Raw genomic sequence first — 14,466 nt, 5'->3', positions numbered from 1 at the left:
TTATTATTTTCATTTTGGGAGAAATGATTCGTCGGTAAAATGGGGTGTTTCTCGCTTCAAATTGGCGACGAGAAAAGGTTTGGCCGCCAAAAAAAGGAGTTTCCCGGCTCAAAATGGTGACGAGAATAGGTTTCGTCGCTAAAATTATGTGTTTCTTGCCTTAAAATAGCGACGAGAAGGGGTTTCGTCGCCAAAAAATCGAGTTTTTCATCCCAAAATGGTGACGAGATCAGGTCTCGTCGCCAAAAATAGGTATTTCTCGGCTCAAAATGACGACGAGAAAGGATCTCGTCGCCAAGAAATGGGGTTTCTCGGCTCAAAATGGCGACGAGAAAGAGTCTCGTCGCCAAAAAATGGGGTTTCTCGGCTCAAAATGACGACGAGAAAGAGTCTCGTCGCCAAAAAATCGAGTTTTCCACCCCAAAACGGCGACGAGAACAGGTCTCGTCGCCAAAAAAGGGAGTTTCTCGGCTCAAAATGACGACGAGATTAGGTCTCGTCGCCAAAAAATGGGGTTTCTCGGCTCAAAATGGTGACGAGATTAAGTCTCGTCGCCAAAAACATGACTTTCTCACCCCAAAACGGCGACGAGAAAAGGGCTCGTCGCCAAAAAATGGGGTTTCTCGGCTTAAAATGACGACGAGATTAGGTCTCGTCGCCAAAAAATCGAGTTTCTCGGCTCAAAATGGCGACGAGAAAAGGGCTCGTCGCCAAAAACACGACTTTCTGACCTCAAAACGGCGACGAGAAAGAGTCTCGTCGCCAAAAAATCAAGTTTTCTGGCCAAAAATAGCGACGAGAAAAGGGCTCGTCGCCAAAAAAGGGAGTTTCCCGGCTCAAAATGACGTCGAGATTAGGGCTCGTCGCCAAAAAATTAAGTTTTCTGCCCAAAAATAGCGACGAGAAAAGGGCTCGTCGCCAAAAAAGGGAGTTTCCCGGCTCAAAATGACGACGAGAAAGAGTCTCGTCGCCAAAAAATCGAGTTTCTCGGCTCAAAATGGCGACGAGAAAAGGGCTCGTCGCCAAAAACACGACTTTCTGACCTCAAAACGGCGACGAGAACGCGGCTCGTCGCCAAAAAATCAAGTTTTCTGCCCAAAAATAGCGACGAGAAAAGGGCTCGTCGCCAAAAAAGGGAGTTTCCTGGCTCAAAGTGGCGACGAGAACAGGTCTCGCCGGCAAAAATCCGACTTCCTCAACTCAAAACGACGACGAGAACAAGTCTCGCCGACAAAAATCCGACTTCCCCGCCTTAAAATTGCGACAAAAATGCTCTCGTCAACCAAAAATAAAATTCCCTCCTCATCCATCGACGAGAAGGGCTTTGGTTTTCTAACGTGCGAAACTCCAAATAATTATAATTTCAAAGTCTTTATTGGCGTTTGACTATCAAGACTCCATAATTCAATTTGTCCATTTTCATAAAACGCAAAAGACCTCGACTCATCTTTTGGAATCGTTGTACTTCCGGGATTTAGGACAATCACTCCGTCCCGTTTTTCCAGCACCTTTACATGTGTATGTCCTGAAACGACCACTTGGCAACCCAACTCTTTTGCCCGTTGCAGCCGCTCTTCTTCCGTTTCCTCATATCCATGAACAACATAAAACCGATAATTATCAAATTCGATGACTCTCGATTTTTGTGAAAGGTCTTGCTCCAAAACCATTTCATCCACATCGGCATCACAATTTCCGCGAACATAAACGATATCGGTCCGACTTTTAAGAAGTTCCGTTAACTGTTTAGGATCATAGTTTTTCGGAAGATCATTTCGCGGACCATGATAAAGAACATCTCCCACATGACAAATCAATTCAGCCCCTTTTAACAAATCAAGAGCTTGAAGTGTATCCTCATAACCACCATGCGTATCGCTAATAAATCCAAGCTTCATTTCAATCCCTCACAATCAATGGTTCATTACTTTTTATATCATTATACCACTACTTTCCATAGATATTTATGACTTAATATATTTTGCAAACGGGTTACTTATTGTAAAATTAAATGCAACAGATCGAAACGGGTTATCTTACTCTCCGAAAAACTCGTAAAAATTTTGTAGCATTTTTGTAAAATATTTGTTATAATTTCTCCGTAGTGTGTAGAAAATTCTGCGTAATTAGTGAATTTTTACAACACACTAACAATTAAGAGACTGAATGAATACTTGTTTGGGAGGATGGCATGTGAAAAGAAAAAAGATTTTGATATGGATTATCTCGATTGTCGGCGTATTAGCAGTTGCAGGAGTAATTATCTTTTTATCACAAGGAAAAAAAGCAGACGTGGCAAGTAATGAAAGTGAAAATATGAGTATCATGGTTCAAAAAGCGAAAGAACAAGAATTAGTTGAAACAATATTAGTGACCGGGGAAATTGTTCCAGAGAGTGAACAAAAAGTATTCTTGGAGCCGGATAAAGGTGATATAAGCGAATATAAAGTTGAAGAAAATCAAGCAGTAAAAGCCGGTGACCCTCTATTTGTATATAACTCTACTAATCTGGATGCTGAATACAATAAAGCCGTTCGTGAAAAAGAGTTAATTCAAAAGAGAGCCAATACGGAACAAAGTCAAATTGCAGCATTAAATAAACGGATTGAAGAAGCAAAAAAGAAACAACCTGCGAACAATCAAGAGTTAGCTCCTGATGCAGTTGAGCCGCAAGAAGACATAAACCAATTGACCAGTGAAAAAACACAATTGGAACTACAATATGAAAATACAAAAGCGGAAATCGCAGCCGCACAAGATTTAATCAATGAGCTCAATACGCGTAAAAAGGAATTAACCGTAGTCAGTAAAATTGACGGAATTGTTGTGAAGGTAAATAAAAATATTGCGAAAACCGAAACAGGATCCACTGAACCTGTCGTACATATTATTTCCAATAGTCCATATAAAGTAATTGGAACGATGAGTGAATTCGATGCAGTAAAAATTCAACCGGGACAAGAAGTAGTTGTCCGGCCAAAAGTGTTTAAAGATCGTGAATGGAAAGGTGTTGTTGAATCGGTTTCGCAATTTCCAAACGCCGAGGGGAGTGGAGAACCAATGGACAATAAGGGCGGGGGAAATGTAACGATGTATCCGTTCAAGGTTGCCATAACCGATGACACATCAGAACTTCGACAAGGTTTCCACGTATCCCTTGAAGTGAAAATTGTTGGAGCAGAAAAACTTCCTGTTGTTCCGCATACTGCAATTTTGGATGAAGGTGAGGTATCCGTCTGTTACGTTCTTTCAGGAGGAAAATTAGAAAGACGTGAGGTAAAAACCGGGGCCATGAATGATGAATTAATCCAAATCACTGAAGGCGTAACAAAAGATGAGCTTGTCGTTGTGTCTCCGGATGAAAGTATGCACGATGGCATGGAGGTGACCGCTTTTGATGAAATTGAGTGAAATCACCAAAGTTTACGGGAAGGGTTCACTTGAAGTTCCCGTCTTACATGACATTAGCTTACAAATTGAAGATGGTGAATTTGTTGCCATCATGGGGCCATCCGGCTCAGGAAAATCAACCTTAATGAACATTATCGGCTTTTTAGATTACCCTACTTCCGGCAGTTATGAGTTGAACGGTGAAAAAATCGGACAAGAAAAGGAAAAGAAACTGGCAAAATTGAGAAATGAACATATTGGATTTGTTTTTCAACAATTCTTTTTACTTCCAAGGTTGAATGTTTTAAAAAATGTCGAGTCTCCACTTATCTATGCCGGCGTTCCGAAGCGGAAAAGAATCGAGCAAGCAAAACTAATGCTTGAAAAAGTAGGTTTAGGAGAACGCATGAAACATTTACCAAATGAATTATCGGGCGGACAAAAGCAACGGGTTGCCATTGCACGGGCACTTGTCAATAACCCCTCGATTCTATTAGCAGACGAACCGACAGGAGCATTGGATTCAAAGACAAGTAAGCAAATCATGGAACTATTCGTCCAATTCAACAAAGAAGGAAAAACGGTCATTATTGTTACCCATGAGGAAGAGGTTGCCGCATATACCAACAGGGTTATTACCATAAAGGACGGAAGAATAACGGATGACCAGAGGAGAAGGCCATGAGTATAGTTGAAAGTTTTAAATTAGCATTATCCTCCATTTGGAAACATAAGGTACGTTCGATTTTAACCATGCTCGGGGTTATTATCGGGGTCGCTGCGGTGATTATCATTGTTGCCATTGGTCAGGGTGCAAAAACAAAAATGACCGAAGAATTATTTGCTACAGAAGAAAATGCTGTTGATCTTTGGTACGAACCGATTCCTGTCGAAGGGCAAGATGAATCTGAGATGAGTTGGGAGGACCCTGTGTTAACTTCTGAGGATGTAGAAGTATTATCCAAGGTTCCGGGTGTTAAAGCCGTTATTGCCACCAATCAAGGCTGGGGGCCGATGGTTTACGAAGACAAGCAAGGAGAAATGCAAATTACCGGGGTCGGACCCGAGTTTTTCACTGCCAGAAATATTCAAGTAGTTGAAGGACGCCCGATAAATTCAAGAGATACAGACGGTTTGAATCGTGTAATTATGGTTGACACGAAAGCCAGAGAAAAATTTTTCAAAAATAAAGCAGATATTATTGGTGAAATTGTTGACGTAAACGGGAATCCTTATAAAGTTGTGGGCGTTTATGAGTCCCCGATACCGGAACAATATCGTAGTGAAGATGGTGAAATGCTCATGCCCCGTACGGTGATTTCGATGATGTTCGGGAATAGAGAGATTGAGCAGTTAGCCGTTGTCGCCAGTGACCCGGAAAAAATATCTGAAACAGGAAGACTTGCTGCCGAAACATTAACGAAAGCGAAAAAACTTGAAGACGGGCAGTACAACATCAATGACTTTTCAGATTACGAAAAAGAGGTAGATACGGTTATTAACTTGATGACACTTTTCATCGGAAGTATCGCCGGAATTTCCTTATTAGTAGGCGGAATTGGCGTTATGAATATTATGCTTGTTTCGGTGACGGAAAGAACGAGGGAAATTGGACTGAGAAAAGCGATCGGTGCGACACGCGGCAGAATATTATTACAGTTTCTTATTGAATCAATGACATTAACTTCAATTGGCGGTCTTGTTGGTATTGGACTTGCTATCATCGGGGCTATGATGGTTTCAAAATGGTCGCCTATTACGGCAACGGTTAGTCCGATTGTCATAATCATCGGGGTTGGATTTTCTGCGTTCATTGGCATTATTTTTGGCATCCTTCCCGCCAACAAAGCATCCAAACTTAGCCCAATCGACGCATTGAGGTATGAATAGGAGAACATACAAGGGTTCTCCTATTTTTTTTACGCTTTCAAATCATTTTCTGGTAGCCTCAGCCTTGCCCTAAAACCTGAGCCATAAACGAACATTACTTATTGAGAAATCAACTTTTGGTATTGCTTTTCTGTTTTTTATATTTTCTAGGAAAAAGATAAAGTTTTTTATATCCTTTAGAACCTGCATAAAATCGACAATACTAAAATTAATGGAAATATGGTATTTAATATAGCCATACAAAACTTTTTCATCAATAAAATCAATAAACTTAATATCTGTATAGGAATACACATAGTGTAATATTCGGTTTAACGATTCCTTAATTTCTTTATACATTACATTTGAGGGATCAAGATCAAACTGCTGCTTTAATAAATTCCACCGATATTCTTCCTTCAATTTCGGCAATTTATTCTCGTTAATCACTTGTAACTACTTCTTCCTTTTTTATATAAGTATTCAATAAGGCTGGTTTTCCTAAAAAATATCCTTGTCCGTACGTAACCCCATTTTCTTTGGCACTCATTAAGTCCTCCTCAGTTTCCAATCCCTCTAAAATCACGCTGGAGTCAAGCAGCTGAATCATTGACTTTAATACTTTCTGTTTATTAGGTGTTCTTGATAAACCTTCTGAAAAGTACTTATCTAATTTCACAATATCCGGATTAATTTCAAGAATCGTTTTCATATTTGAATATCCTTTTCCTACATCATCAAGTGCCACCAGAAATCCATTTTTTCTTAATTGACCGATCGCATTTTTAAATACCGGTAAATTTATTTCACATTCAGATTCATTTATTTCAAAAACAATCTGCTGTGGAGAAAGATTAGTCATTAATAATATTGTTTGTAAAAATTCTTTCATACCAGAACTCAGTATGGTTGACGGAAACACATTAATGAATAAAAATAATCCCGTTAAATCGGATTCTCTCTCAGAAACAAATCTAAAAACAGACTCGATTGAATATTTGTCCAGCTTTATTAACTGTTTTGTTGACTTGGCCATTTCAAATAAACGTTCAGGATTATGGACTTGTTCTGATCTCAATAAAAACTCATAGCCAATAATTTTGTTTTGCTTTAGTTCAAAAATTGGCTGAACAACATGATAAAAATTGTAGTTATTTTTATTTAACGACATCTGCTTTTCTAACTTACTCATTTACGCACCCCGACTTTACCACATATTTTAAACAAACTTGGGCGCCCGAGCCTTAAGGTGACTCGTGACGCATAGTTCACCGAAAAATTAATTTTTTCGGCTTGATGTATTTTCGCGTAACTTTCCTTGTTACACTTACACTTAATACTTAAAATTTCCCGCAACAAACGAATTCATATCCTTTTGGAAAATTTATCCTTTCTTATAGGTATAAAAAAATGACTACTCCCGGTCACCCTAGAATAGCCATTGTAAAGATAAAACTGATTCATCCGTTGGCAACCAGGCGATCATAGTAGAAAATCTTTGAATTTCCAACCTTAGACCCTAGGCTTTGCGTCCTATCCTTTCGAATAGTTTGCCCTAAAATATTTGATTTTTTATCGTACTCATCCTGTAAAAAGCGACATTCTTCACAAAAGTTACAACAAATGTTCCAGGTTCCGGTGAAATGGCGCTACTCCCTTTTCACGTATGAAAAACATACACTCCGCTGTCAAAGGAATTCGTTTTCTTAATTTTTTTCCCTCACTTTTGAAAATGTACTAAAATTCACTTTTACAGCATCGATTTTCTTTACATTTTTTCGTTTGATCACTCATTTCATTCTTCAATAGAATAACGAAAATATTTTAGTTAATACGTTGCCCTAGCATGGCTATGCTCAATACTGATCATTACTTTGAATTTTAAAATTGTTGCGGACTCTTGGAGTGTTTGCATCATGATAGGGAAATCTATTGTTGGGAACGCTTCTAGCCACACAAAAATCTTTATCTACTATATTTTTATATTGCTTTTTACAATAACTAACTTTATTACAAATTTCGATAAAATTCAACATTTTTCTCGAAAATTTATGTCCTACTAAATACCCAAATAGCCTATTTTTGAGAGTCTTATCCTCAAAAAAACTATTTCATGTCATACTAAATATGGGTTATTCAAATTTTGCAGAAAACTTTTCATAAGGTGTGACTTCAAAAAATTAGGTTGGTGAATCAATGACCCACCAACCGAACCTTACTATGCTTTGTTTTCTATTAACGTTAAGGCAGCAAATAATACTTTATCTCAATCCATCATTCCATAATTCAATGAATCAATTACATCTATTGGAACACCTTTCGGATCACACAATGTTTTTAATGATTGGAGTTAGCGTACTTGTGGTCCAAGTAAAACTAGATCGATTCCTTCATCGAGTACGTTTGCAAGCTCTGACTCGGGATGTGCTTTTATTTGTACATCCAATCATCTCTTTTGAGCCCGCCTCTGACATTTTCTTTTCCAGCATACTGGTTGACATTCCACCTGCGCAAAACAGTCCAATCTTAACTACCATTTACTCCTCCCTTACTCACCAACTAACCCATGTTTAAATGCATAGATAACAGCCTGTGTCCGGTCCTGAACTTCTAATTTTCCTAATATATTGCTTACATGAACTTTTACAGTTTTTAATGCGATGAACAATTCATCAGCAATTTCTTGATTGCTTTTTCCTTGAGCCATTAATAATAATATTTCCATTTCACGTTCTGTTAATTGGTCATGTTTTTTAACAACGGGCTTTTCACGCATTTTTGTCATGATTTTCCCGGTTACTTCCGGCTCTAATACAGATTTCCCCCGGTATGTTTCACGAATGGCTTTTGCGATTTCTTCGGCCTTCGATGTTTTTAGCATATAGCTTGTTGCTCCTGCTTCCAATGCCGGATACACCTTTTCATCATCAAGGAAACTCGTCACAATAATAATTTTTGCTTCCGGCCAGTTTTCCATGATTTGTTTTGTCGCCTCAATTCCATCCATTTCTTTCATGACAAGATCCATTAAAATAATGTCCGGTCGCAGTTCTAAGGCAAGTTTTACCGCTTCCCCGCCATCATCTGCCTCTGCAACAACCACAATATCCGGTTGAGCCGATAGATAGGCAGAAACACCGATCCGCACCATTTCATGATCATCGGCAAATAATACGCTAATCATCGCGATTTTCCTCCTTTTGCAAAATAGGCACTTTTACTTCCATTTGCGTACCTTGATTTGGCAAGCTGACGATTTTAAAAGTCCCGCCAATTTCATATGCACGTTCACGCATGTTTTGCAAGCCATATGAGCCTGTTTTTACCTCGTCCAAATGAAAACCAACACCATCATCTATTACGCGCAGGATAACCGATTCATCCCGTTTAATTAATAAGATCTGTAATTTCGTTGCTTTTGCATGGCGTAATGTATTAGAAAGTGATTCTTGCAGGATTCGGAACAATTGATCTTCAATTCCCTTATCAACGGAAAAATCCTCTATTTTACATATCGTTTTCATCGGTACTTTTTGTGTTAGTTCGGCCAGAAGCTCACGAATACCTTCCTGAAGTGATTTTCCCTTGAGCTGTACCGGACGTAAGTGTAAAAGTAATGCACGCATCTCCAGCTGGGATTGGTGAATCATTTTTTCCACCATTTGCAGTTGTTTTTTCATCTTTTCATCTATAGGTGAATTGGATTCATTGATGGCAGACATCATCATCGACGAAGCAAACAACTGTTGACTCACGGAATCATGAAGTTCTCTTGCTAAACGATTTCGTTCCTGTACAACAATTTCTTGGAGGCTTTTTTCCCGTTCATTTGCTCGTTCTGTCACAAGACGCTGTGAGTACTCGGTTTGCTTTCTGATTTTCTCTTGAATTTTTGCAATCTGTGCGGCAATACTTTCAATTTCTTTATAACCAACTTCATCTGATGAGATTGGTTGACCTTTGATAATTTCATCTAAATTTCGGTGGATCTGATCGATTCGCTGTTTCCAATACCATCCGGTAGAGAGACCAACAATCGTTCCAATCCCAATGGCTATCCCTCCAATCCAAACGAAAAATGAAACATTCCCCATCTTTGCTTGCCAAAGAAGTGACCAACGATCAAGAGGAAATAGGACAAATGTTATACTCATAAGCACGATTGTTAAAAGAATGGAAAAGATATTTGCAATAAAAACATGCCGAAAAATGATATTCATATCCGCTTCACCTCGATATCTCCGGAAAATATGGAGGTGATAATCTTTACCCGCGGATAACTCGTATCATAGTTTTCTGTTTGATAAAAAAGCGATTTATTCATTAACTCCCAATGATGTTGACTAAAAATATGCGCCCGACCAAAGACTGAACTATGATGGATACTTACCTCAACCTCATAAGGAACATAAATTTCTATTTTCCCCATAATATGCCGTATCGAGATCACAGCCGTGTCCTGGGGCAGAACGGTATTACTTAAATCAATAATCCGATTGCCAAAAGCACCATAAATATTGATATCACGCCATTGATAGGCCGTATCTTCCGTTTTTTGATTACCGAACAGTTTATGGTCAAATAATGGATCTATTTTCACCATATCTTCTTGATTTATTATCTTACCCGGTAAGGAAGGGGTTAGCGTTTCTGTTTGTTTTTTAGATTTTACATATTCAAACACAAATAGAACAAGGACGGCAACAATAAAGAAACGTACAGCCCAAATATTTAGGACAGAAATAACTGTGCAAAGGAAAAAAAAACAAAATAAAATTTTTCCCCATAATTTATGGAAATTTTTCCAGCCGATAAACAGAAGAACAATGAAGAGCAGAGTGGGAATAATTGTACTGCCAAAAGAAAAAATAATTTCAGCAATAAGGAGGATCACACCAATGATCAATATCCAGTTAAATGCATCGGTCCGGAAACGTCTGAACATCCATGTCATCCTCCTTTCATCGTAATTTGACCAGCGGAACATTTTAAGTAAAAGGTATAGGGTCAACTATGTGACACCTATACCAGTATATCATGTTTATTTCTCGTTTTTGTCCTTGTTAACTAATTTGTGTTTTCTTTTTCATTTAATTCCTTTTCCAACTCTGCAATTTTACTATCGAATGTACTGCGGTAGTAGGAACGATTCACTTGGTTTTCTAGAACTTCAATATACCGCTCCATTTCATCAAACTTAGAGAATGGTTTTTCAGAAACATTTTCCATTACCCGATTTATTTGATGGTTCGCACGGGCAATGTTTTCTCTTCCCATTAATTCCATCCTGCGCAAATGCATATCCTTTAATCGATGTTTCATCTCTTCATACTTTTGTTCCAGTTTCTCTAATTGTTCAATCGCTTCCTGACGTGATGCTTTCATCCGTTCCGCACGTGCTTGATATTCTTCATAATCCTTCATTGCGAAGGTATACATTTCTTCTTCTCCGGCTTTTTCAGCAATTTTTGCCTGCTTCAACCGTTTATCCGCAAAATCTTGTGCCCTATGATACTCTTTTGTAAATTCTTCTTTTAGTTTATACTGGCGCTCAATTAACTTATGAACTCTTTCCTTTTCCTGTTCTGCTTGCCGCAAGTATTGATTCAATGCTTTCAAAGGATTTTTTTGTTCCTTTTTGTCTAGTACATCATGTAAATCCGCCTCAATCGAATCTTTAATCCGTGTAAAAATATTTGCCATTCCAATCGCTCCTTTTTTTGTACATTTCCTTTATTTCAATATTCCCTACTTATTCAGTTCTGCCCATTCACGTTCGAAATTTGTAAACGGGTCATCATCCTTCATCACACCGACAACTGGGTCGTGATCGTCTTTTTTCCAACTTTTATATATATAGTAAAGGGCAAAAGCTGCAGCAACACCGATGATTGCATAGATGTTTGAAAATGCAATTCCAAAGACAATTAACCCAAGTATCACCCAGCCAATTTTTCCTAGTGTAGAATCGCTCCTGATGAATTTTTTAAAAATAATATACAGAAGCCAAACACTAAGAGCTAATAGTACGATTGGGCCAAGGTTTGCTAATAGTATGAGAAGAGCGGCCAGCCCTCCAACAAAGAGCAGAAATTTTTTCATGTGCATTGCCTCCTTTCTTCTTGATTCCATCTTACCGAGAAATAACTTTTTAGATAATGAGCTTTAGAAATATTTTGTACTAGGTCTTGAGGCGTACTGTCATGTAGTTCTTAAAATAGGGAAGGAATAGATTTGGCAAAAAACATGGGATATAAGGAAATCTTTGTTGACAAATTACAGGGGGAAAATAAAGGCAGAAATATGGGCTGTATAGGAAGAAATTTTTTGCTAACAAAATACAGTGGGTAAAGTAAAGAGAAAATATGGGATATAAATGAGGAATCTTCGTGAACAAATGATAGTGAAAAAAAACGGAAGGGACTTTGTGGATTAATATAGGATTACTTTATTCAGTGAGGGAATCGGTATCCCCCACTGAATAGTTAGTTGAACCAAACGGACTTTTACGAGTAGCCCGCCTCCAACGACCTATCTTCATTAGAGCAAATCCGGCGGTGGAAACCAGACTTTATCTTGGAAAAAGAAACCTGTAGATGTAAACTTTTATATTACGCTTTATCATTAAATACCCATTTTATCTTCCGGACGGAGTTTTTCAACCGGAGCAAAGATCTCAAGATGACGATATAAGTTTTGAAATTCACATGGTGCCGTACCGCCTAATTCTCCATCCAGATTAATTAATACTTCTTGCGGTGCTGTAACCTTTATGTAACTTGCTTTTGTATAAATGACATTTGGATCATTAATATGTTCGCCGCGCAAAGCTAATGTAACGACACGAATAAATTCAGCTAAATTTGTCTTTTTCAATACTAATAAAGTAAAAAATCCATCATTTAAAGAAGCATCCGGGGCCAGTTTTTCAAATCCACCAACTGAGTTCGTTAATGCAATCAAAAAAAGCATGACTTCCCCTTCAAATAATTTTCCGTCATATTCTAATTTAATTTCCGATGCTTTGATTGAAGGTAACATTTCAATACCTTTTAAATAATATGCTAATTGTCCAAGAACTGTTTTCAGCTTGCTCGGAACTTCATAGGTCAACTCGGTTAATCGACCCCCACCGGCAATATTAATAAAATATTTTTTATTCATCCGACCAATATCAATTGGGATCGTGTCACCTTTAATAATTATATCTGTAGCTGCCAAAATATCCCGTGGAATATGAAGAGCTCTTGCAAAATCATTTGTTGTCCCGACCGGAATTAAGCCGACTTTTGGACGATAATCTTGTTCGGCAAGTCCATTGACAACTTCATTTAATGTTCCGTCCCCACCTGCCGCAATCACGATGTCATATTTTCTGTCAACTGCTATTTTGGCAGCTCTAGTTGCATCTCCGGCTCCGGTCGTTGCATGACATGATGTTTCATAGCCGGCTACTTCTAATTTTTCCAAAACTTCGGGTAAATGCCGTTTGAAAACTTCTCTCCCTGATGTTGGATTATAAATAATTCGCGCTCTTTTCATATATCATCATCCATTTACAAGTGATTTTTCAACTATAAATCATAATATATCAATCATGCGAGCAAGGCAAGTAAACCGAAGCCCTCTTTTATTGTTCTGAGCATTTTTCTGTTAAATTTTTCTAATATTTAGTATAATTTACTTATCCCATTTAGGAGGTTTGATTATGTCGACACGCACTGTTTTGTTAAATCGTATGTATATTAATGGTGAGTGGGTCAAGGCGATTTCGGGCGAGACATTCCCGGTCATGAATCCGGCGAACGGCAGGCAGATTGCAACCGTACCAAACGGTGGATGGGAAGATGCCAAGCTGGCCGTTGATGCTGCACATGTTGCTTTTAAAAAATGGTCCGGCAAAACAGCAGAAGAAAGAAGTCATTTATTAAAAAGATGGTATGATTGTATAATGGATAACAAAACGGAAATAGCCGAAACATTGACGCTTGAGCAGGGAAAACCGATGAAAGAAGCATTGGGCGAGATTACATATGGGGCAAGTTTTGTTACTTGGTATGCTGAAGAAGCAAAACGAATTTACGGTGAAACGATTCCCGCTTCAGCTGTCAATAAGCGGATACTTGTCTTGAAACAGCCAGTCGGTGTTGTCTGTGCGATTACGCCATGGAATTTTCCGGCTGCGATGATTACGCGAAAAGTAGCTCCTGCACTTGCTGCCGGATGTACGGTGGTTATCAAACCTGCGGAACAAACACCGTTGACGGCCTTGAAACTTGCTGAAGCCGCGGAAAAGGCCGGGATTCCAAAAGGGGTCATTAATTTTGTCACCGGGGATGCTGCAGAGATTGGTGATGCTTGGTTAAAAGACTCACGGGTTCGAAAATTGACTTTTACCGGTTCAACTGAAGTCGGCAAGCTGTTAATGCGTGGCTCCGCAGATACGGTGAAAAAAGTGTCATTAGAGTTAGGCGGGCATGCACCATTTATTGTTTTCCCTGATGCTGACCTGGATGAAGCAATAGAAGGGGTAATGGTTTCAAAATTCCGGAATAATGGGCAAACTTGTGTCTGTGCCAACAGAATCTATGTTCATGAGTCAATTTTGGATGAATTTGTAGAAAAATTCCGTGCAGAGACAAAGAAATTAGTTATTGGTGATGGTCTAAATCCGGAAACACAAATCGGACCGCTTATTGATGAGGCCGCTTTTAAAAAGGTGGAAAGTCATATTGAAGATGCCCTTTTGAAAGGCGGTAAAATCGAATATGGTGGCGGTCGAGTCATTGAATTGCATGACGGCTATTTTGTACAACCGACAATTATCAGCGGTGTTACAGAAGATATGAAAATTATGCAAGAGGAAACATTCGGTCCGGTCGCCCCGGTTATTTCCTTTCAAGACGTGGATGATGTGATTGAACGTGCGAACAACACACCGTATGGACTTGCCGCCTATATTTTTACGAGGGATTTACAAACAGCCATTACCGTTTCCGAGCGACTGGAATACGGCATTGTCGGTATCAATGACGGACTTCCCTCTGTTGCCCAGGCTCCATTCGGAGGAATTAAAGAAAGCGGTATCGGACGAGAAGGTGGCCACCACGGGATTGAAGAATTTTTAGAAGTAAAATATGTTTCTATTAAATTCTAAAAAAGAGAGGTGACAGTTCCTATTTTCTAGTCACTGCTTAAACATAAAGG

General features: G+C 38.8%; 16 protein-coding genes and 1 riboswitch. Of the genes, 6 read left to right on the top strand and 10 right to left on the bottom strand.

Annotation, left to right across the window (positions count from 1 at the left end):
* Positions 1-56: 56 nt before the first annotated feature.
* The gene (locus NSQ14_RS03200) at positions 57-350 is read right to left on the bottom strand and encodes a hypothetical protein (protein WP_346216851.1); all 294 of its coding nucleotides are present in this window, start codon (positions 348-350) and stop codon (positions 57-59) included.
* Between NSQ14_RS03200 and NSQ14_RS03195 the strand changes: the two genes are divergently transcribed.
* Positions 322-897: a hypothetical protein gene (locus tag NSQ14_RS03195; protein ID WP_346216850.1), complete on the top strand. Its 576-nt coding sequence runs from the start codon at positions 322-324 to the stop codon at positions 895-897. The two genes, NSQ14_RS03200 and NSQ14_RS03195, sit on opposite strands and share 29 nt — an antisense overlap.
* Before the next feature lie 48 nt (positions 898-945).
* On the top strand, positions 946-1,386 hold the full coding sequence (locus NSQ14_RS03190) for a hypothetical protein (RefSeq protein WP_346216849.1): 441 nt from the start codon (positions 946-948) through the stop codon (positions 1,384-1,386).
* Here the strand turns inward: NSQ14_RS03190 and yfcE are convergent.
* Complete coding sequence (gene yfcE / locus NSQ14_RS03185; RefSeq protein WP_269919306.1) at positions 1,356-1,898, bottom strand: phosphodiesterase; 543 nt, start codon at positions 1,896-1,898, stop codon at positions 1,356-1,358. The two genes, NSQ14_RS03190 and yfcE, sit on opposite strands and share 31 nt — an antisense overlap.
* 295 nt (positions 1,899-2,193) lie before the next feature.
* Between yfcE and NSQ14_RS03180 the strand changes: the two genes are divergently transcribed.
* Genes NSQ14_RS03180 through NSQ14_RS03170 form a run of 3 tightly spaced genes read left to right on the top strand, consistent with a single transcriptional unit; the run spans position 2,194 to position 5,280 of the window.
* Positions 2,194-3,411 carry an efflux RND transporter periplasmic adaptor subunit gene (locus tag NSQ14_RS03180; protein WP_346206983.1) on the top strand — a complete coding sequence of 406 codons (1,218 nt, stop codon included), beginning with the start codon at positions 2,194-2,196 and terminating at the stop codon, positions 3,409-3,411.
* Entirely contained in the window at positions 3,395-4,075 is a 681-nt protein-coding gene (locus NSQ14_RS03175) for an ABC transporter ATP-binding protein (protein WP_346206982.1), read from the top strand. The genes NSQ14_RS03180 and NSQ14_RS03175 overlap by 17 nt, the downstream gene beginning before the upstream one ends.
* On the top strand, positions 4,072-5,280 hold the full coding sequence (locus NSQ14_RS03170; RefSeq protein WP_216405932.1) for an ABC transporter permease: 1,209 nt from the start codon (positions 4,072-4,074) through the stop codon (positions 5,278-5,280). Before NSQ14_RS03175 ends, NSQ14_RS03170 begins: the two co-directional genes overlap by 4 nt.
* Positions 5,281-5,349: 69 nt before the next feature.
* On the opposite strand, the gene NSQ14_RS03165 is transcribed toward NSQ14_RS03170, so the two are convergent.
* The 8 genes from NSQ14_RS03165 to NSQ14_RS03130 all read right to left on the bottom strand — a co-directional run bounded on the left by NSQ14_RS03165 (position 5,350) and on the right by NSQ14_RS03130 (position 12,801).
* Positions 5,350-5,709 carry a hypothetical protein gene (locus NSQ14_RS03165; RefSeq protein WP_216405930.1) on the bottom strand — a complete coding sequence of 120 codons (360 nt, stop codon included), beginning with the start codon at positions 5,707-5,709 and terminating at the stop codon, positions 5,350-5,352.
* Positions 5,702-6,451: an EAL domain-containing protein gene (locus NSQ14_RS03160; protein ID WP_052514638.1), complete on the bottom strand. Its 750-nt coding sequence runs from the start codon at positions 6,449-6,451 to the stop codon at positions 5,702-5,704. The genes NSQ14_RS03165 and NSQ14_RS03160 overlap by 8 nt, the downstream gene beginning before the upstream one ends.
* Before the next feature lie 274 nt (positions 6,452-6,725).
* A riboswitch (cyclic di-GMP riboswitch) is annotated at positions 6,726-6,824 on the bottom strand.
* Positions 6,825-7,807: 983 nt separating this feature from the next.
* Positions 7,808-8,443: a response regulator gene (locus NSQ14_RS03155; protein WP_041846998.1), complete on the bottom strand. Its 636-nt coding sequence runs from the start codon at positions 8,441-8,443 to the stop codon at positions 7,808-7,810.
* Entirely contained in the window at positions 8,436-9,479 is a 1,044-nt protein-coding gene (locus tag NSQ14_RS03150; protein ID WP_095142263.1) for a sensor histidine kinase, read from the bottom strand. Before NSQ14_RS03150 ends, NSQ14_RS03155 begins: the two co-directional genes overlap by 8 nt.
* On the bottom strand, positions 9,476-10,204 hold the full coding sequence (gene liaF / locus NSQ14_RS03145) for a cell wall-active antibiotics response protein LiaF (RefSeq protein ID WP_346208146.1): 729 nt from the start codon (positions 10,202-10,204) through the stop codon (positions 9,476-9,478). Before liaF ends, NSQ14_RS03150 begins: the two co-directional genes overlap by 4 nt.
* Positions 10,205-10,326: 122 nt before the next feature.
* Entirely contained in the window at positions 10,327-10,962 is a 636-nt protein-coding gene (locus NSQ14_RS03140; RefSeq protein WP_041846995.1) for a PspA/IM30 family protein, read from the bottom strand.
* A 45-nt stretch (positions 10,963-11,007) separates the two neighbouring features.
* Positions 11,008-11,361: a flagellar basal body rod protein gene (locus NSQ14_RS03135; protein ID WP_216405927.1), complete on the bottom strand. Its 354-nt coding sequence runs from the start codon at positions 11,359-11,361 to the stop codon at positions 11,008-11,010.
* Between the two features lie 522 nt (positions 11,362-11,883).
* Positions 11,884-12,801, bottom strand: coding sequence for a diacylglycerol kinase (locus NSQ14_RS03130; protein ID WP_034768033.1), 918 nt, complete (start codon positions 12,799-12,801; stop codon positions 11,884-11,886).
* Between the two features lie 166 nt (positions 12,802-12,967).
* Between NSQ14_RS03130 and NSQ14_RS03125 the strand changes: the two genes are divergently transcribed.
* Positions 12,968-14,416, top strand: a complete 1,449-nt coding sequence (locus NSQ14_RS03125) for an NAD-dependent succinate-semialdehyde dehydrogenase (RefSeq protein ID WP_428831585.1) — start codon at positions 12,968-12,970, stop codon at positions 14,414-14,416.
* The last annotated feature ends 50 nt before the right edge of the window (positions 14,417-14,466 follow it).

Source organism: Caldifermentibacillus hisashii, from assembly GCF_039654145.1.
Taxonomy (GTDB): domain Bacteria; phylum Bacillota; class Bacilli; order Bacillales; family Caldibacillaceae; genus Caldifermentibacillus; species Caldifermentibacillus hisashii.
The sequence above is the reverse complement of the archived record's forward strand: the minus strand, read 5'-3'. Positions and strand labels throughout refer to the sequence as shown.

Coding starts and splice junctions, on each gene's coding strand:
- NSQ14_RS03195 (WP_346216850.1), top strand. CDS start 322: ATGGCGACGAGAAAGAGTCTCGTCGCCAAAAAATGGGGTTTCTCGGCT.
- NSQ14_RS03190 (WP_346216849.1), top strand. CDS start 946: ATGACGACGAGAAAGAGTCTCGTCGCCAAAAAATCGAGTTTCTCGGCT.
- yfcE (WP_269919306.1), bottom strand. CDS start 1,898: ATGAAGCTTGGATTTATTAGCGATACGCATGGTGGTTATGAGGATACA.
- NSQ14_RS03170 (WP_216405932.1), top strand. CDS start 4,072: ATGAGTATAGTTGAAAGTTTTAAATTAGCATTATCCTCCATTTGGAAA.
- NSQ14_RS03160 (WP_052514638.1), bottom strand. CDS start 6,451: ATGAGTAAGTTAGAAAAGCAGATGTCGTTAAATAAAAATAACTACAAT.
- NSQ14_RS03155 (WP_041846998.1), bottom strand. CDS start 8,443: ATGATTAGCGTATTATTTGCCGATGATCATGAAATGGTGCGGATCGGT.
- NSQ14_RS03150 (WP_095142263.1), bottom strand. CDS start 9,479: ATGAATATCATTTTTCGGCATGTTTTTATTGCAAATATCTTTTCCATT.
- liaF (WP_346208146.1), bottom strand. CDS start 10,204: ATGTTCAGACGTTTCCGGACCGATGCATTTAACTGGATATTGATCATT.
- NSQ14_RS03140 (WP_041846995.1), bottom strand. CDS start 10,962: ATGGCAAATATTTTTACACGGATTAAAGATTCGATTGAGGCGGATTTA.
- NSQ14_RS03135 (WP_216405927.1), bottom strand. CDS start 11,361: ATGAAAAAATTTCTGCTCTTTGTTGGAGGGCTGGCCGCTCTTCTCATA.
- NSQ14_RS03130 (WP_034768033.1), bottom strand. CDS start 12,801: ATGAAAAGAGCGCGAATTATTTATAATCCAACATCAGGGAGAGAAGTT.
- NSQ14_RS03125 (WP_428831585.1), top strand. CDS start 12,968: ATGTCGACACGCACTGTTTTGTTAAATCGTATGTATATTAATGGTGAG.